18 protein-coding genes are annotated in these 26,998 nt (G+C 42.2%); 17 read left to right on the forward strand and 1 reads right to left on the reverse strand.

Annotation, left to right across the window (positions count from 1 at the left end; translation table 11 throughout):
* Positions 1–316 precede the first annotated feature (316 nt).
* From MWU56_RS00955 to budA, 7 genes are all read left to right on the forward strand, one after another.
* A complete protein-coding gene (locus MWU56_RS00955; protein WP_247041319.1) occupies positions 317–1,123 on the forward strand; it encodes a ThuA domain-containing protein in 807 nt (268 codons plus the stop codon).
* A gap of 32 nt (positions 1,124–1,155) precedes the next feature.
* Positions 1,156–2,364, forward strand: a complete 1,209-nt coding sequence (locus tag MWU56_RS00960) for a serine hydrolase domain-containing protein (RefSeq protein ID WP_247041321.1) — start codon at positions 1,156–1,158, stop codon at positions 2,362–2,364.
* 321 nt (positions 2,365–2,685) lie between these two features.
* Positions 2,686–3,465, forward strand: a complete 780-nt coding sequence (locus tag MWU56_RS00965; RefSeq protein ID WP_247041323.1) for a ThuA domain-containing protein — start codon at positions 2,686–2,688, stop codon at positions 3,463–3,465.
* A 160-nt stretch (positions 3,466–3,625) separates the two neighbouring features.
* Complete coding sequence (locus tag MWU56_RS00970; RefSeq protein WP_247041325.1) at positions 3,626–4,768, forward strand: lactonase family protein; 1,143 nt, start codon at positions 3,626–3,628, stop codon at positions 4,766–4,768.
* A 184-nt stretch (positions 4,769–4,952) separates the two neighbouring features.
* On the forward strand, positions 4,953–5,888 hold the full coding sequence (locus tag MWU56_RS00975) for an SMP-30/gluconolactonase/LRE family protein (protein ID WP_247041327.1): 936 nt from the start codon (positions 4,953–4,955) through the stop codon (positions 5,886–5,888).
* Between the two features lie 163 nt (positions 5,889–6,051).
* Complete coding sequence (locus MWU56_RS00980) at positions 6,052–7,218, forward strand: PKD domain-containing protein (RefSeq protein WP_247041329.1); 1,167 nt, start codon at positions 6,052–6,054, stop codon at positions 7,216–7,218.
* A gap of 148 nt (positions 7,219–7,366) precedes the next feature.
* The gene (gene budA / locus MWU56_RS00985; RefSeq protein ID WP_247041332.1) at positions 7,367–8,200 is read left to right on the forward strand and encodes an acetolactate decarboxylase; all 834 of its coding nucleotides are present in this window, start codon (positions 7,367–7,369) and stop codon (positions 8,198–8,200) included.
* A gap of 257 nt (positions 8,201–8,457) precedes the next feature.
* Here budA and MWU56_RS00990 read toward each other — a convergent pair whose 3' ends face one another.
* On the reverse strand, positions 8,458–9,015 hold the full coding sequence (locus MWU56_RS00990) for an RNA polymerase sigma factor (protein ID WP_247041334.1): 558 nt from the start codon (positions 9,013–9,015) through the stop codon (positions 8,458–8,460).
* 165 nt (positions 9,016–9,180) lie between these two features.
* Here MWU56_RS00990 and MWU56_RS00995 point away from each other — a divergent pair, with 165 nt between their 5' ends.
* The 10 genes from MWU56_RS00995 to MWU56_RS01040 all read left to right on the forward strand — a co-directional run bounded on the left by MWU56_RS00995 (position 9,181) and on the right by MWU56_RS01040 (position 26,964).
* Complete coding sequence (locus MWU56_RS00995; protein WP_247041335.1) at positions 9,181–10,311, forward strand: FecR family protein; 1,131 nt, start codon at positions 9,181–9,183, stop codon at positions 10,309–10,311.
* Positions 10,312–10,490: 179 nt separating this feature from the next.
* On the forward strand, positions 10,491–13,868 hold the full coding sequence (locus tag MWU56_RS01000; RefSeq protein ID WP_247041336.1) for a TonB-dependent receptor: 3,378 nt from the start codon (positions 10,491–10,493) through the stop codon (positions 13,866–13,868).
* A gap of 12 nt (positions 13,869–13,880) precedes the next feature.
* On the forward strand, positions 13,881–15,455 hold the full coding sequence (locus tag MWU56_RS01005; RefSeq protein ID WP_247041337.1) for a RagB/SusD family nutrient uptake outer membrane protein: 1,575 nt from the start codon (positions 13,881–13,883) through the stop codon (positions 15,453–15,455).
* 545 nt (positions 15,456–16,000) lie between these two features.
* Entirely contained in the window at positions 16,001–17,746 is a 1,746-nt protein-coding gene (locus tag MWU56_RS01010; protein ID WP_247041338.1) for a c-type cytochrome, read from the forward strand.
* 53 nt (positions 17,747–17,799) lie between these two features.
* Complete coding sequence (locus MWU56_RS01015; RefSeq protein WP_247041339.1) at positions 17,800–18,573, forward strand: SDR family NAD(P)-dependent oxidoreductase; 774 nt, start codon at positions 17,800–17,802, stop codon at positions 18,571–18,573.
* Between the two features lie 49 nt (positions 18,574–18,622).
* Positions 18,623–19,477: a fumarylacetoacetate hydrolase family protein gene (locus MWU56_RS01020; RefSeq protein WP_247041340.1), complete on the forward strand. Its 855-nt coding sequence runs from the start codon at positions 18,623–18,625 to the stop codon at positions 19,475–19,477.
* 10 nt (positions 19,478–19,487) lie between these two features.
* Complete coding sequence (locus MWU56_RS01025; protein ID WP_247041341.1) at positions 19,488–20,642, forward strand: alpha-hydroxy-acid oxidizing protein; 1,155 nt, start codon at positions 19,488–19,490, stop codon at positions 20,640–20,642.
* A 132-nt stretch (positions 20,643–20,774) separates the two neighbouring features.
* Positions 20,775–23,210: a phosphoenolpyruvate synthase gene (gene ppsA, locus MWU56_RS01030; RefSeq protein WP_247041342.1), complete on the forward strand. Its 2,436-nt coding sequence runs from the start codon at positions 20,775–20,777 to the stop codon at positions 23,208–23,210.
* The gene (locus MWU56_RS01035; protein ID WP_247041343.1) at positions 23,207–25,531 is read left to right on the forward strand and encodes a carbohydrate binding family 9 domain-containing protein; all 2,325 of its coding nucleotides are present in this window, start codon (positions 23,207–23,209) and stop codon (positions 25,529–25,531) included. Before ppsA ends, MWU56_RS01035 begins: the two co-directional genes overlap by 4 nt.
* A gap of 188 nt (positions 25,532–25,719) precedes the next feature.
* Complete coding sequence (locus tag MWU56_RS01040) at positions 25,720–26,964, forward strand: MFS transporter (RefSeq protein WP_247041344.1); 1,245 nt, start codon at positions 25,720–25,722, stop codon at positions 26,962–26,964.
* Positions 26,965–26,998: the final 34 nt, after the last annotated feature.

Here is a 26,998-nt window from a genome sequence, read left to right on the forward strand (position 1 = left end):
ATCTACCACAGATTGATTCTGATTAATTCACGAGACTAAAGGGAACAAGGGATGTTCCATACCCGCCAATGATAATTTGATTGGTGATGGTAAACCCTTTTTTCTTGTTATCTAACCCTGATTATTTTGAATTAAACAAGGCAATAGTTAAAAGATTACCGGAAGAATAGTGTGAATATCGTTTTTTTCTCAAGTATTTCTTAAGGGTTTTGCAATTTAATACAGTATAAATTATGTATTACACAACTAATTTAACTTCAAAAGTGTATAGCACATGCAATACATAAAAAAATAATTATAAAAAAACTATCAACGAATGAAGCTAATGCCCTCTCTAACTAACAACAATGGAGAATCATCACGATTTTTCGTTCTATTTGCCATAGCATTCAGTCTAGCAACTGTGCTTTCCGCCCAGATAAACAATTCATCAGATGTTTATTCCTCAGTTGATCGGCCTCGGGCTTTGGTAATGATGGGGGATCGTTATCATTCACCAGTTCATGTTAGAGATGGGTTAATGAGACCTTTGGCCCTAGAGAATATTCCTGTCGTCTATATAGAAAATCATGAGGCGCTGACCGCTGAAGCTCTGAAGGAATTCGACTTGCTTATTTTTTTAAAAGATGGTAATATTTGGCCCAATGGTTACGAACGAGGGGCACAGGTACAGTGGATGACCGATGAGCAACAACAAGCTGTCTATGATTTTGTGGATAACGGTGGCGGTTTTTTGGCGCTCCATAACTCTCATGGCCTTTACCCACCAAACGGACCTTATTATGAAGTTTTTAAAGGAGATTTCGGTGGGCATCCAGCTCCGGAGGAGTTTATGGTTCGCGTGGAAGATAAAAACCATCCTATTACAGCTGGAGTTGAGGACTTTAGGGTGTTCGATGAGCAGCACATGAGCAAATATTATGGTGATCCTGATCAGTTGTTGCTTCGAAACATTTCCGATGCCAATAAATCTGCCCCTGCAGGTTGGTGGCGCGAAATGGGTAAGGGGCGCTTTGTTTACCTTGCTCCAGGGCACACCAAAGAAGCAATCGGGCATCCAATGATGGTAAAATTACTTCGCAATTCAGTTAGATGGCTAACAAAGCAGACAGATGAGAAGTAATTAAAAAGATAGCCAATTTTTTTCCTTAAAAAATGGATACAATGACACTAGGTATGAAAACTGTTATGTTTAAAAAAGTTGATGGTAACCCTCAGCATGGATTGACCTTAAGTGGTCATAAAAGACGTTTGGGTTATTATGTTGGAATGTGCATTCTTCTAACTTTTATATGGGTTGATCGGGGGATTGCTCAGACAAAAAAAACACAAACTCCAATACCTTGGCCTACATCTACGTGGTCAGAAGCTAGTCCTGAATCTGTAGGTATGGACGGTGCGGGTATAAAGAATGCAGAACAAATGTATCCGCAGATTTTTCCAAGTGGTTATAGTTTACTCATAATCAAAAATGGACAACTTGTCTCCGAATCCTATTTCAACGGGCAAACTGTAGATACAAACAATCATATATTCTCGGTTACCAAAACATTTGTGGCTACGTTAGTGGGTGTAGCTATAAAGCAAGGTTGGATTAAGAGTGTTGATCAACGTGTAGCGGACTTATTGCCCGAATATCAGATTCATCCGGACTTAGCAGATTTGACCCTGAAAGATGTACTTACTCATCGTTCAGGTGTAGCAAGTAGACAGGAGTTTATGGATATTGGTATACTCCTTAAGGCAAAGCCTAAAGTGACTCCCGGAACCACCTTTGAGTACAGCAACTATGCTCCAAGCTTACTGACAGCTATTTTAGATAGGAAAGCCAAACAAGATGGTAATGGAACAGTTTCAGACGTTTCAACCATGGCAGAAAATTATCTTTTTGATCCATTGGGTATTGATATAAGTGAATGGAGAAAAGGCCCTGATGGTGTTCCTGAAGGAGGAAATGGCCTCCACATGACAGCTAGGGATATGGCACGACTTGGTTACCTATTGCTCCGTGATGGGCATTGGGAAGATAAACAAGTACTGCCTGAGGATTGGGTGCAAGAAGCATCTAAATACCAAGTAGGGTTTGATAGGCAAAAAGGTTATGGATACCTGAACTGGGTTCGTAGACTCCCAGACAAGGTGAATACATCACAGGGAGAACAAGATGTACAAGGGTACTTTGCCTATGGACATCGTGGCCAATATATAGGTGTGTATCCTAAATTAGATCTTTTAGTAGTGACAACAGCCGATGCAACGGATGCTACAAGAGATACTTTTTTTGTGCCCGATTTACTGCATGATTTTGTGCGCCGATTTATTTTTTCAGCAATCGAAACAAACGGTTCTACCAGTGGGGAATAAAGATGTTTCTCGTCATAGGATATTGCATACCATGCTGATTAATATCAAAAAACAAAGTGATTCTAGATTTTACAATAAAGCAAGTTGCCCAGAAACCGGGAAATACATAAACAAATTAGATAACCAAAAACAATATTTGACATGAAACCAAAACCATCTTCACCAAAAAAAAATGTAACTCGGCGCTCAGCCATTTCGTCGATGGCAGGATTAACAGCAGGAGTAGTATTAACCTCTCCTTTAGCTTGTGCCCAGGCCCCTGAGAAAGCTGCAGAGAAAACACCGGAGAAAACATCGGAAAAAGAGACAATATTCGCGCTGATGGGCGATCACTATCACAACGCTGATATTGTACGTACGGCCCTGACTCGCGATATTGTTAAGGATATGGGTATATCGGTAAAGATGACCGACGACTACACATCTCTCAACGCTGAGACACTGGAAGGTTATCAGATGCTAATTATTCATCGCGACGGCCGCATTTTCCCCGAAGGTAATGGACCCATTGGTGGAGGTGGCGAAATGGTTCCGTCAACTTTCATCAATAATTTTGGCAAGGGTATCAGTGAGGTCCCTGTGGTAAGCGATCCGCCTCTGGAACCTACATCGGGCGAAATGAAGGCCTGGATACAACCGCACCAGGGTAAGGCCGTTCGTGAATTCGTTCAAAACGGTGGTTCGATACTGTTTTTCCACAACGTTACGGACTTGGCGAGCACCAATGACGACATTCGTGACGTACTTGGAGGTGCCTATGCAGGACATCCACCTATTCGAACTTTCAAGGTTAGGGTAAAAAAATCGGACCATCCGATTATGGAGGGGATTACCGACTTTGTAGTTACTGATGAGCAGCATTATATGGAGTACGACAAAGATCCAGAGCACATTTTGATGGAGTCCGTGAATGAAGATGGTCTTCGTTATACTTATAAGGGTAAAGATCAGGGAACTACTGTTCCTGCTGCTTGGGCATATGAATATGGAAAAGGACGAGTTTGTTACTTGGCACCAGGCCATCTATTGACAGCGCATTGGAATCCGACGTACCGTAAGTTGAAACAAAATGCTGTTCGTTGGTTGTTGAGACAAAGTTAATAGGGTCTACAACAGAACCCCTCGATTAAAGAACATGTATATTACTTCGAGCGACTGTTAAGTTGGGTCAACCATATGGTTGTTTGCAACTTGGCAGTAGCTCAGTTGAAGTAATCAGAAGATAATTTATTTGAAGTAACACAAAATCGATATACCAAAAATGAGCGAAACAACGGAAAAACACCTTTTTGTTGGCAGTTATACCGGTTATGAGCCTGGACAACTTCCTTGGGTGGGGTCAAAACAACCTGGAGAAGGAATTTTATCATTCTTATTTAACAGTTCAGATGGCTCCATTACCCCAAACGGTAAGGTAATAAAGCAAGATTCCCCTACATGGTTAGAAGTTCATCCCAATGGGCAATTTCTTATAGCTACACACGAGCTTTCCCACCATACTGGGGTAGATGAAGGTGTTGGTTTCATAACAGCATACAAAATCCAACCTGACGGTGATCTGGTAGCGATATCAACCCAGTCCACAGGTGGTAGGGGCAACACATGTGCAACATTTGACCGTACAGGATGCTTTTTGCTGGTAACAAGATATTGGGAAGGTGGTATTTCAGTACTTCCATTCGACCCTGATACGGGAATAATTGGTAAGGTGACCGCAAAACCGGACCATTCGGGTACGGGACCCGACCCGGTACGCCAATCAATGCCTCACCCACATGGTATTATTGGGGATCCCAAAACAGATTTGGTTTATGCCACAGATTTAGGCACAGATCAGGTTCATCAGTATATTCTTGATACAAAAACAGGAGAACTGGAGCCGCATGGCAACATTAAGTTAACATCCGGGTCAGGACCACGTGGTATCAAATTTCATCCTTCCTTGCGGGTAGCGTACGTTAATTGCGAACTAGATGGAACTGTGGAAGTATGCGATGTAGATGATGATAAAGGACTTGTTCCAGTACAGAAGGTTAGCTGTTATCCGAAGGATTTTGTGGCACGTGACCATCCGGAAAATTATGGAAGATCGGAATATTGGGGGGCCGAAGGATGTCTTTCACCCAATGGTGCATTTTATTATTATATATGTAGGGTACACCAAAGTATAGCTATTTTTAATGTAGGTGAAAGCGATGGTAAATTGACCTTCTCGAGCCGATGTTCATTGGCAAACAGCTCCAATGCTCGGAACCTTTCCATGGACCCAAGTGGTAAATTCTTGTTGGTGGCAAGTCAAGACGCTAACCAAGTTGAATGTTTCCGTATAGATCAAAAAACCGGTGCATTGGAACTTACAGATTCACAACACGCTCCATGTGCCGCGGATATTGCGGTTATTTGAACATGACTGTAAAGAATATGGATGTCTAATATTAATTATGGCAGTTCAATATACATTATCCAATAGGTTGTGAAAGGAGTAAAGAATAGCTGTATAAAAAAATAAAGCAAAACCCTGATACATATTTTATGTAGGGAATAATGAATAGCTCAATTTGGAATTAAACACTAAAAACCAATCAACAATGAAAAGAATAGTAAACTTGACGAAATTTAGCCTAAATCAAATTATTGTCTATGTGACACCAATTGCCCTTTTTTTAGTAGTGGGCTGTGCTTCGCAAGCTGAAATTCAATTTCCGGTTGAGGTAGGTGTAAAACCAGAAAGTATAACCAAAGGATTTGGAGGTAATTACTTTGTAACAGTAATGAATGGTGGTGAAGAAGGAGATGGTGAAATTGTGGAAATTTCCGCCAATGGAACACGATCTTTTGCCCAAGGATTTGATGAGCCCAAAGGAATTGTCCATGTTAAAGGTCATTTATATCTTTCGGATTTATCCCGTATTTGGAAAGTGGACAAGGATGGCAATGCAAGTGTTTTTATTGAAAAAGAGGATTTTCCCGAGGAAGTTCTGTATTTAAATGATGTTGCGGTGGATGCTGACAACAATGGTATCTACGTGACAGATATGGGGGCCACTCAATATATGCGTGACGAAAACAACGAACTATGGCCGCTGGACAGTGAAAATGCAAAATTGGTACCTCAATTAGGACGTATTTATCATATTGATCTGGATGGTCAGGTTTCGATAGCTCAAAATACTTCACCCTTAATGTTGAATCCAAATGGTGTGGGCGTTGACAATAACGGAGACATTATGGTAGGCTCATTTTTCCTTGGTAATTTTTTGGTTAAAAAGGACGGAGAGTTAACGCCGCTGAAAGGACTGTTTAGAGGAGCTGATGCTGTAGAGCAGGATAGTGAGGGCAATTATTATGTAAGTAGTTGGGCAGCAGGCACAGTTTGGAAAATAGATGGAACAACAGAAGAATCTACCGTATTGATCGATGGTTTGCAATCCGCCGCAGACTTTTATTTGGAGGAAGATAAAGGTCGATTACTTGTACCGGATATGATGGCAGGCAAAATTTATGAGGTGGATATTAATAAATAAAAATTGAATTAAAATTCTTTCCATCTTTTTACTTGTAAGTATATCAACTATAATTTTTTTATAAAAAAATAGAAATGGCATTACGCAAGTTATAATGTTTTTAATGATAAAAAGTTGGATGTTGACATTCTGAATATTGTAAAGGAAACGATAGCGCAAAAGCATGAAAAATTATAAAAACTTAAACTGTAAGAAAGCCCGAGGAACATGGATATTATTCTTTTGTTGTATCCTCGGAACCATATCAGAATCAATGGGTCAATCCACACCAACCTATCAGACTTCAAGGGATGGGAGGATATTTCAAATATTTCAATTTCCTAGAGATCAAATGCCAAGAATTGATGGGGATATGAGTGATTGGGAAATAGTTCCAGAAAATTACACCTATGGTACCGATTTGTTAAACGATACCGAAGATGGTATGGGGACGGATATACCATCAGAAGACCTTGATGTAAAAGTGACCATTGGCTGGGTAAATGGTATGAGCCGAATTTATTTTAAGTATGAGGCTTACGATGATTTTTGGGATTTTGAACGATTCAACCCTGAGGGGTACCTAAATGATATATTTGAACTCGTTGTGGATGGTGATCTATCAGGCGGTCCTTTCATTAAAAGCCCTATGTACGATCAAGCAGAGTTGGGGTGGGAGCCTCAGACAGCGTCGTATATTGAAAACCATTTAAATTTTAGCGGGGTACATGCCCAAAATTATCATATCTACACCCCACCCGTCAACAATGCTTGGGTATTGGTATGGGGAAACCAGCCTTGGATTTCCGAGTTTCCACGGGCTAACTATGCTTATGATTATGACTTTAAACACGGGGAGAGTGGAACATTGAGCTTGGAAGGATGGATCACTCCTTATGATTATGCCCCACATGATGGCCCTCAAAGAGCTATTGAGTCAAAACTTTGGGAAAACAAGGTCATTGGCCTATCATGGTCCATATTGGATTTTGATGGAGGTGAAAGAGATGGACATGTAAATCTGGCCCATACGGTTAGAATGGTCAGCAATGCTTCATATTTATGTGCCTTTAAATTAATGCCTTTAGAAGATAAATTTTTAGATCCAATCAAAGCAGAATGGACATTTGATGTTATAGATCAAGAAAGAGGTGTAGTGGCATTTAAGGATGAGTCTATTGGAGAAATAAACAAATGGACCTGGGATTTTGGAGATGGCGAGAGTTCCAACGAACAGAACCCAATACATACTTTTGCAAAAAAAGGAGTTAGAAAAGTTATCACTTTAACTGTGGATGGCCCCGAAGGAAGTTCTAAGCGTACCCGGTATTGGGAAGTGATGACAAGATAATTCCATGGCAGTTTTAAAATGTCATGAACTGTTTTGAAAATAGCAGACAGCCAGTTGCCCTATAATTAAGGATTGAGAATGGTATGTTAGGCTATATTAATTTAATATTTATAAAACTTAAGTTCAACTTACAGTAACACAACTAAACATGAAAATTGCAAATAAACCTAGTCCTGGATCAAGGTTGCTATTAATTTTGGCTATCATGTTCCTGTTCATAAATTGCAAAGAAGAAAAAAAAGTTGAGAGCAATGAAGTGGAGGAGAAGAAGGAGACTTTGACAAAAACCGAAAATGTCTTTTACCAATATTCCATATGGTGGGCCTTTGTAAATAAAATATTTGAAGGTGATTTAAGCGCAAAGGAACTTAAAACTAAGGGAGACATTGGATTGGGTTCCTACAACCTTTTGGATGGGGAACTCATTATGCTTGACGGAGTACTTTATCAAGCTTCTGAGGACGGGAAAGTACATAAGCCGGAAGATGACACCAAAGTAGTGTATGCCAACGCAGCTTTTTTCAACAAGGATTACTCTTATGACATACCCAAAGTGCAAAACTATGAGGAGCTTCGTGCATTTATCAATGAAAAACTGCCTACTAAAAACTTTTTCTATGCATTTAAGATACATGGAGAGTTTTCAAAAATGAAATGTGGTGGTCTCCACAAGCAAGAACCTCCTTTTGAAGAGGGGTTGGATGTGCTAATACCAGAACGTCCAATCTTTGAAAGAGAAAACTTTAAAGGAACTATGGTGGGTTTCTATTGTCCAACATTTATTGGTAACATCAATGTAGCAGGATATCACCTCCATTTTGTTTCCGACGATGAGCAGTTTGCCGGGCATGTCATGGAGTTTGAAGCAGAGAACCTTACCTTGGAAATAGACCAGCTCGATAAATACCAATTTGATTTACCAAATACTGAGGATTTTGAAAACGTTGGTTTTGATAATGAGTTTCAATACAAAAAAGACTAATAATAAAACGCTATTGTGTTAGCGATAAGCACTACAAGAAGCCTTAAAGCTATAACTGACAATGATATCCTTATTCGTTAGGTCTGTTGTGGACCATGCTTTTACGAATTTTATTGTGGAGGGAGTTTGCTATAGAACAACTAATATCCTTATAACTGGCTTTGGGAATATAAGAGTACTAGCTAAAAGGATTATCTGTACGCTTAAAAAAAGCCATTATAGCAACAACAGCCAAAATGGTTAGTTTTTATACTAGTTTATTTGAAGAGCAAAAACAAAAGTTGATTGTCCTCTTTAAAAGCTTCTCGTATTTTTGTGAATGCAATTCGCATTTGCGACTCTACCGTTTTTACGGAAATACCCAGCTGATCGGCAATATCCTTGTACTTTACTCCCTGTATTTTGTTCATTATAATGATTTCCTTGCATTTTGGAGGTAATTCATCGATTACCTTCTTCATTTTCTGAACACGCAATTGCAGGGCGTCTGTGTCCTCTTCAATTCTGTTGGCAAGAGCGCGCTCCCAAATTTGGCTTAAAAGCTCTTCTTGCTTCTTGCTTTTTTTAATCGAGTTTATGTATTTATTATAAACAATGGCATATAAATATGATTTAGGGGATTTTGTTTCATCCAACTTCGATTTGTTTTCCCACAGACTAATAAAGGCCTGCTGAACAATATCTTCAGATTCTATTTTGTCATGTGTGTATGTTGTGATAAAAGCTACAAGACGATCGTAGAATAAGTTGAATAAATATTTAAAAGCCATTTGGTCGCCCTTTTTCATGGCAACTACCGCCTCAATTTCATTCATTTTTGGTTTAAAATTTGCTTAGTTAGTTGAGTTTTCTGTGAAATTGAAAATTATATTTAGTTTTTTTTAAGGGTTTAATTGTTTTTGATGGTATTAATTATGTATTGCGTAATATGGTGCAATTTAAAACTTATTAAGAACTAGAAAGAATCTGGTACTAGTATAATGAAAAAAAATATAACTAAGCTTCTATTAGGTACAATATCTGAGAAGGAAATTCTAGAACTACGGAGGTGGTTGGAGGATCCAAGTAACCAAAGAATTCTTGAGTCCTATGTTCGGGATTATCACGATTTAAACTTGGCGATTATAAAAAACAATTTGGATGAAGCTTATAGTAAAGTAAGTGATAAAATAGACCGTACCGAAAAACCGGTCAAGAGACTTTACTCAAATTGGTTCAAGTACGCTGCTGCAATTACAATATTGATTGGATTGGCATTGTTCTATCAACTAGGCTTTTTTACTCCACAAGCCAAAAATGTGCTTATCCCTGAAAATAGTTCTATCACTTTGGAGCTGGATAACGGAACCTTACAAGCTATAGATGTTAAAGATGAAGATGAATTTAGGGATGAGGATGGAGATATTGTTTATACCCAAAAACAAGATTTGATTACTTATTCGAAAGCGAATGAGGAAGACAACTTGGTTTTTAACACATTAATGGTGCCTCATGGAAAAAAATTCCGATTGGAATTGTCAGATGGCACATTGGTCCACTTAAATGCTGGAAGTTCTTTAAAATATCCGGTTAGCTTTTTAGATGATGGTCCAAGACAAGTATTCCTTACGGGAAATGCTTATTTCGATGTTGTTAAGAATACATCCAGGCCATTTATGGTCAATGTGGATCAATTGAATGTAAAGGTACTTGGTACGGAATTCAATGTGTCAGCTTATGCCGAGGATGAATATGTTGATGTGGTTTTGGTAGAAGGTGCCGTTAATATGTCTGGAAAGAACGTGTCTCAAGAAGTTGTTGAATTGACTCCAGGACAAAAAGGGTCTTTTGACCCGAATTCAAAAGATGTGCTGGTCGAAGAAGTGGACACAAGTCAGTATACCTCTTGGAGACAAGGTAGTTTAATTTTTAGGGAATTGACTTTCAATGTTATTCTTAAAAAACTCGAACGCCACTATAACATAGAAATTGAAAATACAAATTCCGAACTTGGAGAAGAAGTGTTCAATGCCCGTTTTGATAATGTTGAGATCAAAGAAGTGCTCGGATACTTCAATGACATACACAATATTGAATTCTCCATAAATGATAATCAGGTAATAATAAATTAAAGTATCAAACTCTAACATAAATATAACTAACACAAACTATTCCGCCTATGATTTGACAACCATGCTACTGCCCAACGCTTTGTTTAAAAACAAAACCGGAAAATGCGCTAACATTTCCCGGCTATAAAGAGCGGAAAGGCAAATTAATTTGCTAACCACCTAACAAACATTTTAAAATTATGAAAAAAATCTTCAACGACTCAGAGTTGGGAGCAACTTTGTTGAAATTTGACTTAAAAATGAAATTGACCATTCTGTTATTGTTTACGGCATTTCTTGGATTACATGCCAATAATAGCTATGCTCAAAAAGCTAAGATTTCCTTGAATGTTGATAACGTATCCATTGAAGAAATCATAGATAATATTGAATCAAATACAAGATTTAATTTTATTTACAACACAGAGCACGTAAACCTTCAACGGAAACTATCCCTTCATGTGGATAAGGAAAATATAGAAATAGTACTAAATCATTTATTTTCTAACACAAATACTAATTATAAGGTTAAGGGAACTCAAGTTGTTTTATGGAAAGGTAAAAATGAGAATTCTTCAAAAAAGCCGGCCATAAACCCTGTTCCCACTGTAAACGAGATGGTTCAGTTGAGCGTTTCGGGTACGATAACCGATCCAGATGGAGTTCCTTTGGCGGGAGCCAGTGTGCTTGAAAGAGGAACTACAAACGGTGTTCAAACAGATTTCGATGGTAACTTTTCCATTGATGTATCTGATGAGAATGCGGTTTTGGTAGCTTCCTACATTGGTTATGCTACTCAAGATATTCCTCTTAATGGACAAACCACTTTGTCAATTATGTTGGCAGAAAGTGCAGTGGCGATGGATGAAATTGTGATTGTTGGTTATGGTTCTGTACAAAAAAGTGATTTAACCGGAGCTGTCGCCTCAATTTCATCAGAAGATTTAGGTGACCGTCAGGCAACCAGTGTGGCCGGCCTTATACAAGGGCGCGCACCGGGTTTGGACGTTTCTGGAGATAAAATTCGTGTACGTGGTATCACTACGTTTAATAATACGGATCCCCTAGTAGTTATCGATGGTTTCCTAGGAGGTGATTTATCTACAGTGAACCCCAACGACATTGAAAACATTGAGGTGTTAAAGGATGCATCTTCAACTGCTATTTATGGGTCTCGTGGAGCCAATGGTGTAATATTGGTAACTACCAAAAGCGGTCGTGAGGGTGCGATGAAAGTAAATGTGAACTTTTGGAGCGGTTTAAAATCGACCACCAATAGAAGGGATGTAATGAATGCAAACCAATATATTGATTATGTGCATGATGCACTAAACAATGCAGGTCAGACCATTCCACCTAAATTATTAACCGATGCTGTAAGGGTAGATAGAAATGATTGGCAAGATCTTATTTTTCAAACTGGTCACAGTTCAGAGGTCAATGCAAGTTTTTCGGGAGGAACCGAAAAAGCAACGTACTATTTTGGATTGAGCCATCGTAGTGATGAGAATATCATAATCGGTTCTTCTTCAAAAGCAACGTACTTGAGAACCAAAAACAGCTTTGCAATTAAGCCATGGTTGGACCTAAATGCCAATGTTGCCTTAAGCTATAAAACGATTAAAGGGGCTAGTCCTAGTTACAGAAACATGTTGGGTTACATGCCTTACAAAGAGATTTATGATGAAACTCAAATCGGAGGTTTTACCGATGTTGATAGAATCGGGGATGCTTCGGATGTTTCCAATCCTCTAACTATTCCAAACAAGGTAAATCCTGAAACCAACACATTGTCTTACCAAGCTCAGCTAAATATGCAAATCAAACCTTTTGAAGGTTTTAGTTATACAGTTCAAGCTGGGTTAAAAGGTAATTTCGGGCGATTTTTTCAATGGCAAGATGAATACGTGTCTGCTTCCAGTCATAACGTGAATACTATGTTGGAAAGCAGTTCGTATCTCTATTCTCCAATTGTGGAATCGTACATTAATTACACAAACCAGTTCGGTGATCACAATATATCAGCCTTGTTGGGTAACACATGGCAAGATGGAATCCAAGGAGGAGGAATAGGGATTGGTGCTACAGGATTTGCAACAAACGAAATAAAATTACTCAGTGTGGCAGGTAGCCCAATGCAGCCTACCCAAGATCTTTTTATAGATTCTAGACTTTCGTATTTTGGAAGATTTAACTATGGCTTTAAAAGTAAATATCTTTTGACCGTTAACATGCGTGCCGATGCTTCACCTAACTTTTCACCAACGAACCGGTGGGGTAAATTCCCATCCTTGTCTGTTGCTTGGAAACTGGATGAAGAATCTTTTTTAAGAGACAGTGAGGTTATCAATCAGTTGAAATTGAGAGCTGGTTGGGGTAAATCTGGTAACGATGCCATAGGGCAGTACCGTTACCTATCTTCAGTATTTACTCAAGGTGTGGGTTACCCATTTGGCACAACCCAAGAATTACAACAAGGCGCCTCAGTGGTTCAGAACGCTTCTCCAGAAATTAAATGGGAAACCACTGAATCATTGACCGTAGGTGTAGATTTCGGCCTATTTAACAACACCCTTACCGGTACAGTTGAGTATTTTAAAAAGCAGACGGATGACATACTTTTTGCAGTGCCTAGTCCATTGTCCTTAGGATATGGGTCTGGACAGGATGGAGGAACCATTGATGGAAATGCAATTGTCAATGCTGCTTCTGTAAGCAACAAAGGATTTGAGTTCTTAATTGGTAAGCGTGGGGATATAGGTAGCAAGATAAGTTACGATATTAGTGCAAACTATACCTTTCAGGAAAACGTAGTTACCGGTTTGGGGCTTGGACAACCATTCCTTTCAGGAGTTTCAAGAACCGAAAAAGGCAAGCCAATAGGATATTTTTACGGTTACGAAGCTGATGGTCTTTATATGACTCAAGCTGAGATAGATGGGGCAAATGCCGATGCGGTAGCAAGTGGATACGATTATTTTCAAGAAGCTTCTACCAGTGCAGGTGATGTTAAATTCAGGGATTTGAACGGTGATGGAAGAATAGATGGTGATGACCGTACCATGATTGGAAATCCAATTCCTAAGCATCTTTTTGGATTCAACGCCAGTCTAAATTTTGGACAGTTGGATTTCAATATGTTCTGGCAAGGAGTTGCTAACGTGGATATTTATGACGAAGGTTATAAATGGAACCGTGGAGGTGTAAGAATCTTGAATCAAGAGACCAATGTATTGGATAGATGGATAAGCGAGGCACAACCAGGAAATGGGACACAGCCTAGAGCTCTTAGTGGTGATGCCGTTGCAAACACAAGACCCTCTACATTAATGGTACAAGATGCTGGATTCTTTAGGTTAAAACTATTATCCCTAGGTTATTCCTTTTCTGATGAACTTATGGAAAAATTCGGAATGTCCAAGCTTAGACTGTATGCAAGTGGTGAAAATCTGCTTACATTGACTAAATATGATGGATTCGACCCTGAAATTGGTGGCGAGAACCTTGTAAGAGGGGTTAACGAATTTACTCCTCCTTCTGCAAGAACGGTTGTTTTAGGAATTCAAATAGGTCTATAAAAAAATATATATATGAAAACAATAACAAACACCAAGTTTAAAATAATAGGAGTATTTGCCCTTTTCTTTTTAACTATGACCTCATGTGATGAGGAAGTTTTAGAATTGAGCAATCCCGAACAATTTACATTGGAGACTTATTTCAATACTCCAGATCAAATTGTTCAGGGTACCAATGCAGCTTATGGAGCATTTTTTCAGCACTGGATTGGAAGTTATCAATGGCCAGAAATTTGGGACGTATTAGGTAACGAAACAGAGGCTACTGCCGGAGCATTAGGTAGTTACCATGAAGTTCCGATTATTCAAATGAGAGCGTATCAGCACAATCAATTTAACCGGACGGTTGAAAACTTGTGGAGAATGTATTATATGATGATTCTCAGATCTAACTTGGTTATAGATTCAGCAGATGCCTATTTGGCGGAAAACGAATCCAACGATCTTGTTGTTAGATCACGAGGAGAAGCTTATTTTTTAAGAGGTTGGGCCTATTTTAATTTGGCTTATTTGTGGGGAGATGTACCACTTCGTTTGAGTTTTGATCAATCCGAGAATATCGATGCTCCATTAAGTCCTGCTAGTGAGGTATGGGCCGTGGCTGAGGACGATTTAAAGATAGCGCAATCACTTTTAAAGGATGTTGAGGATATTCCAGATGTCGAACTAGGTCGCGCTACTAAAGGGTCGGCAACTGGTCTACTTGGTAAATTGTACTTGTACAACGAAAGGTATCCAGAGGCGAAAACAGAATTGTCAAAGTTGGAAGGTCATTACGACCTATTGCCAGCGGATGATTATCTGTACAATTTTGGTGAGACCAACGAGAACAACATTGAAAGTGTCTTTGAGTTCCAAGCTGTTTATGCTGGGCAAGGTGGTGCAACAAATATGTTCACCAACGTAGAAGGTGGTTCGGCTCCATTCATGAACAACATGATGCAACAGTTGCATAGTTGGAATGGGTGGCCAAACTGGAAATTCCAACCAGAGAAAGCAGAAGTATTTATATATGATGATGAGTCAGGTACTGAGTTTATTGATCCAAGAGGGGCGGAAACCTTTTACGGTGGTGTAGCAGGAGATGACGACTGGTGCGATTATTGCGCCGAAGATCCAAACCGTCCGTATGATTTTGAAGGTTTACAATATTTCTGGAAGAAGAAAAATAACAGAGAAACCAAACCTGCAGAAACAGGTCCGGGTGCTGGTGGTGCCGCATCAGGAAACAACATTAGGATAATGAGGTATGCAGATGTATTGCTAATGAGAGCAGAAATAGAACTCAATCAGAGCAATGCACCAGGTTGTGTTGAATATATCAATATGGTTCGTAGACGTTTCGGAATGTTCGAATATACAGCTGCAGATTATTCTGATACTGAAGTATTTGAACTTTTGAAAAAAGAAAGAGAATTGGAACTAATGGGTGAAGGCTCTAGGTTCAACGATCTTAAAAGATGGGGAATACTTGCAGAAACTTTAAATCCTGAGTTCCAAGCGAAATATGGAACGCAGCCGGTTAATGCAAGCCATTATTTTTTCCCAATACCTCAAGGAGAACTTGATACCAATTTTGGATTATAATATAGATCTAAGCAATCTATTGTAGTTTTAGTTTAGTTGTAGAAACAGGTTGATTTAATGTTGTCAAGGTAAATATACCCGATGATATAGGTGAAAAGCGATAAGATATCGCAGCAATTTTATGAGTTCTGAATTACAGAATAACAAATTGTACACACTGATTAAGTCAACCTGTTTTCTATTTCATAAACATTTACGAAAACATATCATATAACTTCTACTAGGATGTGGTATGGATAAATTCGAAGCAGGTAAACCTAACCTCAGAAAACCTATTAAAAACATAAAATAAACTATTATGATCTTTGTAAAAAAAATGCATCTGGACCAATACTATTTTTATTTTTCGTCCATATTTTTTTAATAAATGATTAAGGGGTAGAGAAAAAAGAGAAGTATCTATAATAGATATGAGTTTCTTTTACTAAAAAAATGGTTAAAGCGTTAGTTGATCTTTACTTTTACTTACTGCAAATCCTAATGCGGAAACTACCACTTAAAATATTTTACCAGCAAACAATAACCAAGAAAATAAAATATTAGAAATGCTTCCATCAAAAGTATATTCCACTAACCTATTTAGGATATCCATAATAATTGCTTTCCTAACAAGCTGTAACCAAAAACCCGATCTACCCAAAAGTGATATCGACAACGGGGGACTTTTCTTGCCGGACAAGTTTGAAGCTATGGTTGTTGTGGATAGTATAGGTAATGCCCGGCATATGGCCGTGAATGATAATGGGGATATTTACGTAAAGCTTACCAACGCAAAGCAAGATTCAGGAAATGTAGCTATCAGAGATGTAAATAGAGACGGTAGGGGAGATCAAATTGACTACTTTGGTGATTATCCGGTAGAAGAAGGCTATGGCCCAACAAGTATGAGGATTTACAATGGATATATCTTTTATAGTACCCAAGATGCTGTTTACAGGCAGAAATTAACACCAAGTACATTGGTGCCAGAAAGCAAAATGGAAGTTGTTCTCAAATATGAAATTTATACTTCACATATAGCTAAAACACTGGCTTTTGATGATGATGGAAACATGTATGTCAATTTCGGTTCATTAACCGATAATTGTCAAGAAGAAGATAGGACCCCTCTTAGCCCAGGTCTTTACCCTTGTCCTGAAATGGCAGAACATGCAGGTATTTGGAAGTTTGACGCCAATAAAATCAATATGACCCAAAAAGATGGGGTTAGATATGCCACAGGACTTAGAGATGGTATTGGGATGGATTGGAATCACGAAACCAATACGCTCTATGCAATACAACACGGTAGGGACGATTTGCACAGGATATGGCCGTCCCTTTATTCAGAATGGGAAAGTGCCGTGTTGCCAGCTGAAGAATTTTTTGAAATCAAAGAAGGGGCCAATGGAGGCTGGCCCTATTACTACTATGATCATACACAAAATAAAAGAATGGTGTCTCCTGAATACAGAGATGTCGATTTAGAGCTAAAGGCCAGCGATGTAGTAGATCCTATAATCGGTTTTCCTGGTCATTGGGCACCAAACGATCTTTTCTTTTATAATGGAGATCAATTTCCCGATCGCTATAAAAATGGAGCGTTTATTGCTTTTCATGGTGGTGGTCGCCGAGCCCCTTATCCTACCGCAGGCTTTGTTGTATGCTTTGTGCCATATATAAATGGAGAATTTTCAAAATCCTTTGAAATTTTTGCTGATGGGTTTATAGGAGAATCATATAACGATGGTATGGGGCGTGCAGCGTATAAGCCGATGGGTCTGGCCATGGGGCCTGATGGTTCATTGTATGTCAGTGATAGCAGAAAAGGGAAAATCTGGCGAATTATGTATAGAGGGGATAAAGATGACTTTAATGAAAGTCAGTTAAGCAAGATGGAAGAACGTAAAGCATTGACGCATATCAGGGAACCCCATGAAATCAATGACAATCTTTCCTATCGTTTTGCAGATGAGGGTCAGCGAATTTACAATACTTATTGTATTGTTTGTCACCAAGCAGAAGGTAAAGGAGATGGGAACCGTTATCCTCCTTTGGCGGGGTCGGATTGGGTGACCGGTGATAAACATAAGTTGATAAAAGCGGTATTGGAAGGTCTAGAAGGACCTATTACAGTAAATGGAAAGACATATAATGACCTGATGCCAAAAATGGATTTTATGAGCGATGAGGACATTGCCAAGGTACTGACCTACATACGGATGAACCTGAATGAAGGCGTAGATGGCATCCATCAGCGTGAAGTGTCCCAGGTCCGGTCAGCTTTAAAGGAAGAGGAGGAATCCAATTAATATTGTTCCCCGTGGATTCTAATGAACAAAAATCAACAAATACGGTATAAGTAATGAAATTCAGTTTAGAGAACAAAACGGCGATAGTCACCGGCGGTGGCAGTGGCATAGGCCGGGCCATATGCAGGGCCCTTGCGGGCCAAGGAGCGATGGTGCACATCTTGGAACACAACGCCCCGAACGGGGAGGAGACGGCCGAGATGATACGCACCAATGGCGGGCGTTCGGAATCCCACCAGTGCGATGTTTCCAACGGCGATATGGTCGGGGAGGTCTTTGGCCGCATAGCGGAGCAGGGCCCGATCGATATTTTGGTGAACAATGCCGGGATAGCCCATGTGGGCAACCTCGAGCAGACACAGGCTTCGGATATGGACCGACTGTACGAGGTGAACGTAAAGGGAGTATATAACTGCATGCGCTCCTGTGTGGGGCACATGAAGGCCAAAGGAGGCTCGATCATCAACATGGCCTCTATCGCCTCCACCGTTGGCATCCAGGACCGTTTTGCCTATTCGATGACCAAGGGCGCGGTATTGACGATGACCTATTCCGTGGCCAGGGATTACCTGGAAGACGGGATCCGCTGCAACAGTATATCCCCGGGCCGTGTGCACACGCCCTTTGTTGATGGTTTCATCAAGAAGAACTATCCGGGCAAGGAGGAGGAAATGTACGAGAAGCTGTCCAGGACACAGCCCATTGGGCGAATGGGCAGGCCGGAGGAGGTTGCGGACCTTGCACTTTACCTCTCCTCTGACGAGGCCTCGTTCATCACGGGCACCGATTTTCCTATAGACGGTGGTTTTATAAAGCTGAACGGTTGAGGCAACGTTTTTAAGAAAGATAAACATGGAATTTTAATATAGATAGAAGATGAAATTAATACGATTTGGCAAGCAAGGGGAAGAGAAGCCCGGAATCCAGTTAGAAGATGGGACAAGGATAGACATAGCTGCTTTCGGCGAGGATTATGATGAGCATTTTTTTGGGACCGACGGAACAACACGACTGGGGCACTGGTTGGAGCGGAACAGGGACGAGAGCCCTATCGTTCCACAAAACGAGCGTCTCGGCCCTCCCTTGGTACGTCCCTCAAAGATCATCTGTGTGGGGCTCAACTATGCCAAGCACGCCTCTGAAAGCGGGATGGAAGTTCCCAAGGAGCCAGTACTGTTCTTCAAGGCGACCTCTGCTATTGTCGGCCCAAATGATGATGTGGTGATCCCCAAGGGGAGCGAAAAAACGGATTGGGAAGTGGAGCTTGCCATCGTGATAGGAAAAAAAGCATCGTACGTACCGTTGGACGAGGCATTGGACCACGTAGCGGGCTATGTGCTCCACAACGATTACAGCGAGCGGGCCTTCCAGATAGAAAAACAAGGGCAATGGTGCAAGGGAAAGGGCTGTGATACCTTTGCCCCCATAGGTCCCTTCATCGCCACCGCAGATGAAATAAAGGATCCCAATGCACTTGACCTGTGGCTAAAGCTCAATGGTGAGACCCTACAGCAGAGCAACACGTCGGATTTCATATTCAACGTGCAGGAGGTGGTAAGTTATATCAGCCAATTCATGACCCTGTTGCCCGGTGATATCATTTCAACGGGGACCCCGGCCGGTGTGGGACTAGGTTTTGACCCACCTCGATATTTGAAGCCCGGGGACGTGGTGGAGTTGGGAATCGAAGGACTGGGCACCTCCAAACAAGAAGTAAAGGCGTACCATTAAAAGCAAAAAAGTGGATTTGAGCATAAACAAAAAGTACCCTTCGGTCGACGACCTAAGGGAAAGGGCAAGGAAAAAAATTCCAAAGTTTGCCTTCGAGTATCTGGACGGGGGCTGCAACGAGGATGTGAACCTCCACAAGAACACCTCCGATATCAGGGATGTGGAGCTTTTGCCCTACTATTTGAGCAAGCATACCCGTTCGGAGATGAAAACCGAACTCTTCGGGCACACCTATGACGCCCCTTTCGGCATCGCCCCTGTGGGCCTCCAGGGACTGATGTGGCCCAATTCCCCAGAGATTTTGGCCAAGGCGGCCTTTGAGCACAACATTCCCTTTATACTGAGCACTGTGACCACCACCAGCATCGAACGCGCCTCCGAGCTAACCGAGGGCCGTGCCTGGTTCCAGCTCTACCATCCCACCGAGGACAGGTTGAGGGACGATATCATCCAAAGGGCCGATGCGGCGGGCTGCCCCGTGTTGGTTATCCTCTGCGATGTGCCCACCTTCGGGTTTCGCCCCAGGGACATAAGGAACGGTCTGGCCATGCCCCCGACAATGTCGGTCAAGAACATCCTTCAGATATTGGGCCGACCAGAATGGGCACTGAAGACACTTGTCCACGGACAGCCAAATTTTGCGACACTAAAGCCTTACATGCCCAAAGGGCTGGACCTAAAACAACTGGGAAAGTTCATGGACCAGACTTTTTCAGGTAGGCTGAATGAGGAAAAAATAAAGCCCATACGCGATATGTGGAAGGGCAAATTGGTATTGAAGGGCGTCGCCAACGAAGCGGATGCCGAAAAAGCAGTTCGTTTGGGTCTGGACGGAATCATTGTGTCCAACCACGGGGGAAGGCAGTTAGATGCCGGTGAATCGACCATAAGGCCACTGGTGCGTATAGCCAAGGAATATGGCGACCAGATAAAGGTGATGATGGACAGTGGTATCCGATCGGGCCCAGATATCGCAAGGACGATGGCATCGGGCGCAGAGTTCGCCTTTTTGGGACGATCTTTCATGTACGGTGTCGCAGCTTTGGGGTCCCAAGGGGGCAACCATACCATTTCACTGCTAAAAACGGAACTGCAACAAGTAATGGAGCAGATCTGTTGTGAGAACATAAAGGATTTCCCCGACCATTTGATAAAAGAAATATAGAAAAGATCTGGCCAAATAATTGAAGGACCAAGGCTTCAGCCATCCGTCCAAAAATGAACATGGCCACCATAAGAAAATACCGAACAAACAACTATAACGATTTCGTAAACTATTAAACAAGTATTGCTTGCCATGAAAAACAATAAAAAGTATATCCAAAGATTGAGTGAGATCGGGATGGGCGACCTTCCACGGGTCGGGGGCAAGAACGCCTCCCTTGGAGAAATGATCCAGAACCTGACAGTCCAGAACATCAAGGTTCCGGACGGTTTCGCAGTAACGGTGGATGCCTATGATGCTTTTATTGCCGAGAACAATTTAAGGGAAAAGATAAACAAGGCCCTGGAAGGGTTGGACACCACGGATATCATCCAGCTCAGGAAAGCGGGGTCCAATATCCGGAAATTGATATCCAACGGTAAGTTCCCCGTTTCCGTTGAAAAATCGATCTTGGAATCCTACTATACACTATCTGCCGACTATGGGCAAGAGGCCACGGATATAGCCGTGCGATCCTCTGCCACTGCCGAAGACCTGCCCGATGCTTCCTTTGCCGGGCAACAATCAACATATCTGAACATCCGTGGCGGGGAAATGCTGTTGACCGCAATTAGGAGCTGTTTTGCCTCCCTGTATACGGACCGTGCCATATCTTATCGATCTTCCCGTGGCTTTGACCATTTTGTGATCAAACTGTCGGTCTGTGTCCAGAAGATGGTACGTTCCGATCTTGGAGCATCGGGGGTAGCCTTTTCATTGGACACGGAGAGCGGCTTCAAGGATGTAATATTGATCAACGGGGCGTATGGGCTGGGCGAACTTGTGGTAGGTGGCGAGATATCCCCTGACGAGTTCATTGTGTTCAAGCCGACGATGGAAAAAGGTTTCGATGCCATTATCGACAAGAAACTGGGCAAGAAGACCCATAAGATGATCTATGGCAACAAGCCATTCGAGACCGTTCGCCAGGTACCTGTGGAGCAGAGCATCCAGAATACTTTTTGCTTACCGGATGCCCAGGTGATGCAATTGGCCCAATGGGTCCAAAAGATCGAGGCACACTATAGTTCCCGCCGGGGGTCATGGTGCCCCATGGACATCGAGTGGGCCGTTGACGGGCTCACCAACGAGCTTTTTATAGTTCAGGCACGGCCGGAGACGATCCACTCCCAGGAACAGACAGACAGTATCAAGGAATATGAGATCGAGGACGAGGCCGGTCTACGGGACAGGCTCATTATGGAAGGTGTCGCCGTAGGGGACAAGATCGGTACGGGAAAAGTACACCGGATCTTTACCTTGGACGGAAGAGACGGTAGTTCGGACGAAACGGATTTCAAGGAAGGCAATGTACTGGTCACCGAAATGACCGACCCCGACTGGGAACCATTGATGAAAAAGGCCTCGGCCATCATCACGGAGAAAGGAGGTAGGACCTGTCATGCCGCGATCGTGGCCCGTGAGATCGGTGTGCCGGCCATCGTGGGCGCATCCAATGCAACGAGCTTGCTGAAGAACGGCCAGCACATCACCGTATCTTGCGCGGAAGGGAACGTTGGAAAAGTGTACCAGGGAAAGATCAACTATAAACTCCACGAAACGGCCTATTCCGAGTTTCCCAGCACCAAGACCCCTGTCCTGATGAACATCGGGTCGCCGGAGCTGGCCTTTCAATACAGGAAGATACCCAATGGAGGTGTCGGCCTAGCACGGGAGGAGTTCATCATCAACAATTACATAAAGGTGCACCCATTGGCGCTGTTGCAGCACAAAGAGCTCAACGATGCCCCGCTCTCCGCGTCGATTGCGGAACTTATGAAGGGCTACGAATCCGAAGAAGCCTTTTTTATAAACAAACTTGCACAGGGAATAGCCAAGATAGGTGCCGCTTTTTACCCCAACAGGGTCATAACCAGGTTGTCAGATTTTAAGACCAATGAATATTACAACCTCTTGGGGGGCAGTTATTTTGAGCCGAACGAAGAGAACCCTATGATCGGGTGGCGCGGGGCCTCAAGGTATTATTCCGAAACATTCAAAGAGGCCTTTGTATTGGAGTGCAAGGCCCTTAAAATGGTCAGGGACCAGTTCGGGCTGGAGAACATAACCGTCATGGTTCCTTTTTGCAGGACACCTGAAGAGTTGGCCAAGGTCTTGGAGATCATGGAGGAGAACGGACTCAAGCGCGGAGAACGGGGACTGGAGGTCTACATCATGGCGGAATTGCCGTCCAATGTGATCTTGGCAGATCGGTTTGCCCCTATGGTCGATGGATTTTCCATTGGGTCCAATGACTTGACCCAGTTGGTCCTGGGACTGGACCGTGATTCCAGTCTGGTGGCACATTTGTACGATGAGCGCAACCCAGCGGTCAAGGAGATGATCAAGATGTTGATCGCGACGGCCAAGAAGCACAGCACCAAAGTTGGGATTTGTGGCCAGGGTCCCTCGGACTTCCCGGATTTTTCAAAGTTCCTGATCGAGGAAGGGATAGATACGATCTCGGTCACCCCGGATTCGATGTTGAAGACCTTGAAGGTCGTAAAAGAAATAGAGGATAGGTTATGAAAGAAAGCATGGAGCATATCAGGTTATTTTTTGAAAAATCGGTCCCGATCCCGGGATGGAACCTGCAACTGTCCCTATGGAACGATCTGTTCGGTAGGACCAGTAACCATGTATATCTCTTGTTACTGGCGTTGTTCATGGATGATGGGCTCTATGGGCAGAATAAATCCGAGGAGCTGGAAAACTACCGCTTGCAGATAGCAAGGGCAACAGGCCCGATTGAGATTGACGGGGTTATGGAAGAAGCCTCGTGGGGAGAAGCAGAGAGTATATCGGATTTTTGGATGCAGTTCCCAACGGACAATACCAGGGCGGATGCAAGGACCGTTGTACGGATGACCTACGATGACAAGAACTTATATATCGGGATCATTTGCCACGATGTGGAGCAATATGTGGTCCAAACCCTTAAGCGCGACACCGATTTCTTTAGGGGGGATGCCATTGGAGTGGTCATTGATCCTGTCAACAGTCAATCCAATGGGTTTTTGTTCGGCGTGAGCCCTTTTAACGTGCAGGCAGAGGAGCTATTGGGAGCGGAAGCCAAGAGAAGGAACGACATGAACTTCAGTTGGGACAACCGATGGTATTCCGAGGTCAGCAGATACGATGACCATTATGTAGTTGAAATGGCCATTCCCTTTAAAACGTTGCGCTTTGAGAGTGATGTAAGGGAATGGGGTATCAATTTTTTCCGCAATGACATTGCGAGGAACCAGTACCATAGCTGGACCCCATTGCCGGTCAATTTTGAGCTCTATGACCTGGGCTACACCGGAAACCTTGTGTGGGACCAGAGCCCGGCCAAGACGGGGACGAACATTTCGGTAACCCCCTATACGGCCGTGAACACCTTCACGGACAAGGAACAGCCAGAGGTGGTCAATGAAACTAATTTTCAGGCAGGTGGGGACGCTAAAATCGCAATTACCTCCTCATTGAACCTGGATCTGACTTTGAACCCCGATTTTTCGCAGGTGGGGGTCGATGAACAACAGACAAACCTTACCCGTTTTGATTTGAATTTCCCTGAACGTAGGGCGTTCTTTTTAGAGAACAACGATCTGTTCGCCGAGTTTGGTTACAACCCCACAAGGCCGATCTTTACCAGGCGTATCGGTCTGGATGAAGACAATATGCCTGTCCCGATCAACTTTGGGGCCAGGTTAGGCGGGAATTTGAATCCAAACTTCAGAATAGGTCTATTGCACATGCAGACCAAGGCGGAAGGGGAGGAACTGGGACAAAACTATTCCATAGCTGTATTCAACCATAGGGTCTTTGCGCGATCTGGAATTAGGGGGTACGCCACAAATAGACAGGCCTATTCCAAAGCGGACGGCTCGATAAAAAATGATTATGGCAGGAATGCGGGCATGGAGTTCAATTTAATGAACCCTGTAGGGACATGGAGTGCCCGGGCCGCGATGCATATCTCGGAAAAATACGGCACAGGTATTGGGGCTTTTGGCAACCTGGGTCTGGAGCACGCAGGAAGACAATGGGAATTAAGGGTCAACTATTGGAAAATCTCGGATGATTACTATACGGATATAGGCTTTGTGCCGAACCTTGACCACTATGATGCGGAGAATGACCGTGACGTGCACCTGGGCTGGGAACACCTTCACACTAGGGTAGGTCACATCATAAGGCCAGAAGGCGATAGCCCCATTGTTTCGCACAGGATCAACCTTAGGAACGATTTACATTTCTACCAAGAAGGGGTACTTGGTGATAGGGAGACCAGGGGGGAGTACGAAATCAGGTTCCAGAACACGAGTAGACTGGAGTTCAGGCCCAAGAACCAACAGACCCACCTATCTTTTGCCGCTGAATTTACGGACGGTGAGCCGTTGCCGGTGGGCACCTATGATTATTCCAGGATAGAAATGAATTATGAATCGGACAATAGGAAGGCGTTTTCGGTAAAATCGGAAAATGAGCTAGGGAGCTACTTCAATGGTTCACTCAACAAGTTCATGTTGGAACTTCGGTACCGAAAGCAGCCTTGGGGCCAGTTTTCGTTGGCATGGGAGCAGAATTACCTAAAGCTACCAGAGCCATATGGGGAAGCGGACATCACACTGATTACGGCAAAGTCGGATGTAAGCTTCAACACAAAGGTTTTTTGGACCACAATTTTACAGTACAACACCCAGGCCGACAATTTTAACGTGAACAGTCGATTGCAGTGGAGGTACAGGACAATGTCCGATATTTTCCTGGTGTACACGGACAACTATTCCATATCGCCATTTCTTGAGTTAAACAGGAACAGGGCCATATTGCTCAAAATCAATTATATGTTCAATCTTTAATAAAAGATGGAAACCAGTAAAATATATTACGGTAAAAATGATTTTATAAAAAAGAATCCAAATTAACTGACATAATGAATAATGATTCAATTAAAAGGGAGTCGCAAAAATAAATATAGTTATTTTTAAAGGCTATGGATTCATTAGAACAAAATGACACATAATTAACCATACATAAACAAAAACACATGGAAGAACCAAGTATTGAAGTAAAAAAAACAAGATTACTATTATTTTATGCGAGTTGTTTTGCAGTAATCACCAATGCTTTCTCATTTAGTATAAGAGCAGGCATTCTACCTCAATTGGGAGAGGAATTGAGTCTTACCGGTGAAGAATTGGGGTATATAAATTCCATGTGGTTTTTGGGCTTTCCCATTTCCATGATAATTGGTGGGTTGATCTATAATAAAATCGGTGGCAAATTAATTATGCAGTTTGCTTTTTTTGCGCACACGATTGGAATTATTATGACAATATATTCCGGAAGTTACGCTGGATTAATGATTTCGACCTTGTTGATTGGATTCGGAAATGGGTGCACGGAAGCTGCCTGTAACCCTATGATTGCAGATTCATATGAAGGGAATGCGATTATTAAGATGATGAACCGTTTTCATATGTGGTTCCCCGGCGGAATTGTTATTGGAGCCTTGATTTCTAAATTCATGACCGATGGTGGTTTTGGATGGCAATCTCAGATGTGGATTTTGATGGTGCCCACACTAATCTATGCATATTTGTTTTATGGAAAAGTTTGGCCTAAAGCAAGAACACAGGAAGAGGCATCATTGTCCAGTAACTTTAAAGCAATGGGAACACCATTGTTCATCTTTATGTTGGTATGTATGTCATTGACTGCGGTTTCAGAATTTGGACCTCAACAATGGGTTGGACTAATACTTTCAAGAAGTGGTGCGGAACCGATGTTGATTTTAGCCCTTATAACCGGTTTAATGGCAGTTGTAAGGTATTTTGGTGGCACCGTTGTTAAAAAACTGGATCAAACTGGTGTTTTTCTTGCTGCTAGTGTTTTAACACTTCTAGGAATATATTTATTCAGTACTCAAACTGGAAGTATGGCCTATGTAGCAGCCATCGTTTATGCTTTGGGGATTGCTTATTTTTGGCCAAACATGCTTGGATTTATAGCAGAAAAGATTCCGAACAGTGGAGCCATAGGTTTGTCGGTAATCGGTGCAGTTGGAATGGTAGCTGGATCATTTTTTCAACCTATAATAGGAGCTTGGATCGATTCAAATAGGGCAACGGCAGAAGCTACAGGATTGACTGGAGATGAATTAGAATTGGTTGCGGGTCAGGCCACCCTACAAAATTTAACCATATTTCCTGCCATATTAATTATATTATTTATTATCCTCTTTGTGTGGGTGAAAAAAATAAAGCAACAGCAGAAAAGCGCTGCGATTTAACTTGAACAACAAATAGATAGATCTCATTTGGTGA

Source organism: Allomuricauda sp. F6463D, assembly GCF_023015965.1.
In the GTDB taxonomy this organism is placed as follows: Bacteria; Bacteroidota; Bacteroidia; order Flavobacteriales; family Flavobacteriaceae; genus Flagellimonas.

Coding starts and splice junctions, on each gene's coding strand:
- MWU56_RS00955 (WP_247041319.1), top strand. CDS start 317: ATGAAGCTAATGCCCTCTCTAACTAACAACAATGGAGAATCATCACGA.
- MWU56_RS00960 (WP_247041321.1), top strand. CDS start 1,156: ATGGATACAATGACACTAGGTATGAAAACTGTTATGTTTAAAAAAGTT.
- MWU56_RS00965 (WP_247041323.1), top strand. CDS start 2,686: ATGGGCGATCACTATCACAACGCTGATATTGTACGTACGGCCCTGACT.
- MWU56_RS00970 (WP_247041325.1), top strand. CDS start 3,626: ATGAGCGAAACAACGGAAAAACACCTTTTTGTTGGCAGTTATACCGGT.
- MWU56_RS00975 (WP_247041327.1), top strand. CDS start 4,953: ATGAAAAGAATAGTAAACTTGACGAAATTTAGCCTAAATCAAATTATT.
- MWU56_RS00980 (WP_247041329.1), top strand. CDS start 6,052: ATGAAAAATTATAAAAACTTAAACTGTAAGAAAGCCCGAGGAACATGG.
- budA (WP_247041332.1), top strand. CDS start 7,367: ATGAAAATTGCAAATAAACCTAGTCCTGGATCAAGGTTGCTATTAATT.
- MWU56_RS00990 (WP_247041334.1), bottom strand. CDS start 9,015: ATGAATGAAATTGAGGCGGTAGTTGCCATGAAAAAGGGCGACCAAATG.
- MWU56_RS00995 (WP_247041335.1), top strand. CDS start 9,181: ATGAAAAAAAATATAACTAAGCTTCTATTAGGTACAATATCTGAGAAG.
- MWU56_RS01000 (WP_247041336.1), top strand. CDS start 10,491: ATGAAAAAAATCTTCAACGACTCAGAGTTGGGAGCAACTTTGTTGAAA.
- MWU56_RS01005 (WP_247041337.1), top strand. CDS start 13,881: ATGAAAACAATAACAAACACCAAGTTTAAAATAATAGGAGTATTTGCC.
- MWU56_RS01010 (WP_247041338.1), top strand. CDS start 16,001: ATGCTTCCATCAAAAGTATATTCCACTAACCTATTTAGGATATCCATA.
- MWU56_RS01015 (WP_247041339.1), top strand. CDS start 17,800: ATGAAATTCAGTTTAGAGAACAAAACGGCGATAGTCACCGGCGGTGGC.
- MWU56_RS01020 (WP_247041340.1), top strand. CDS start 18,623: ATGAAATTAATACGATTTGGCAAGCAAGGGGAAGAGAAGCCCGGAATC.
- ppsA (WP_247041342.1), top strand. CDS start 20,775: ATGAAAAACAATAAAAAGTATATCCAAAGATTGAGTGAGATCGGGATG.
- MWU56_RS01035 (WP_247041343.1), top strand. CDS start 23,207: ATGAAAGAAAGCATGGAGCATATCAGGTTATTTTTTGAAAAATCGGTC.
- MWU56_RS01040 (WP_247041344.1), top strand. CDS start 25,720: ATGGAAGAACCAAGTATTGAAGTAAAAAAAACAAGATTACTATTATTT.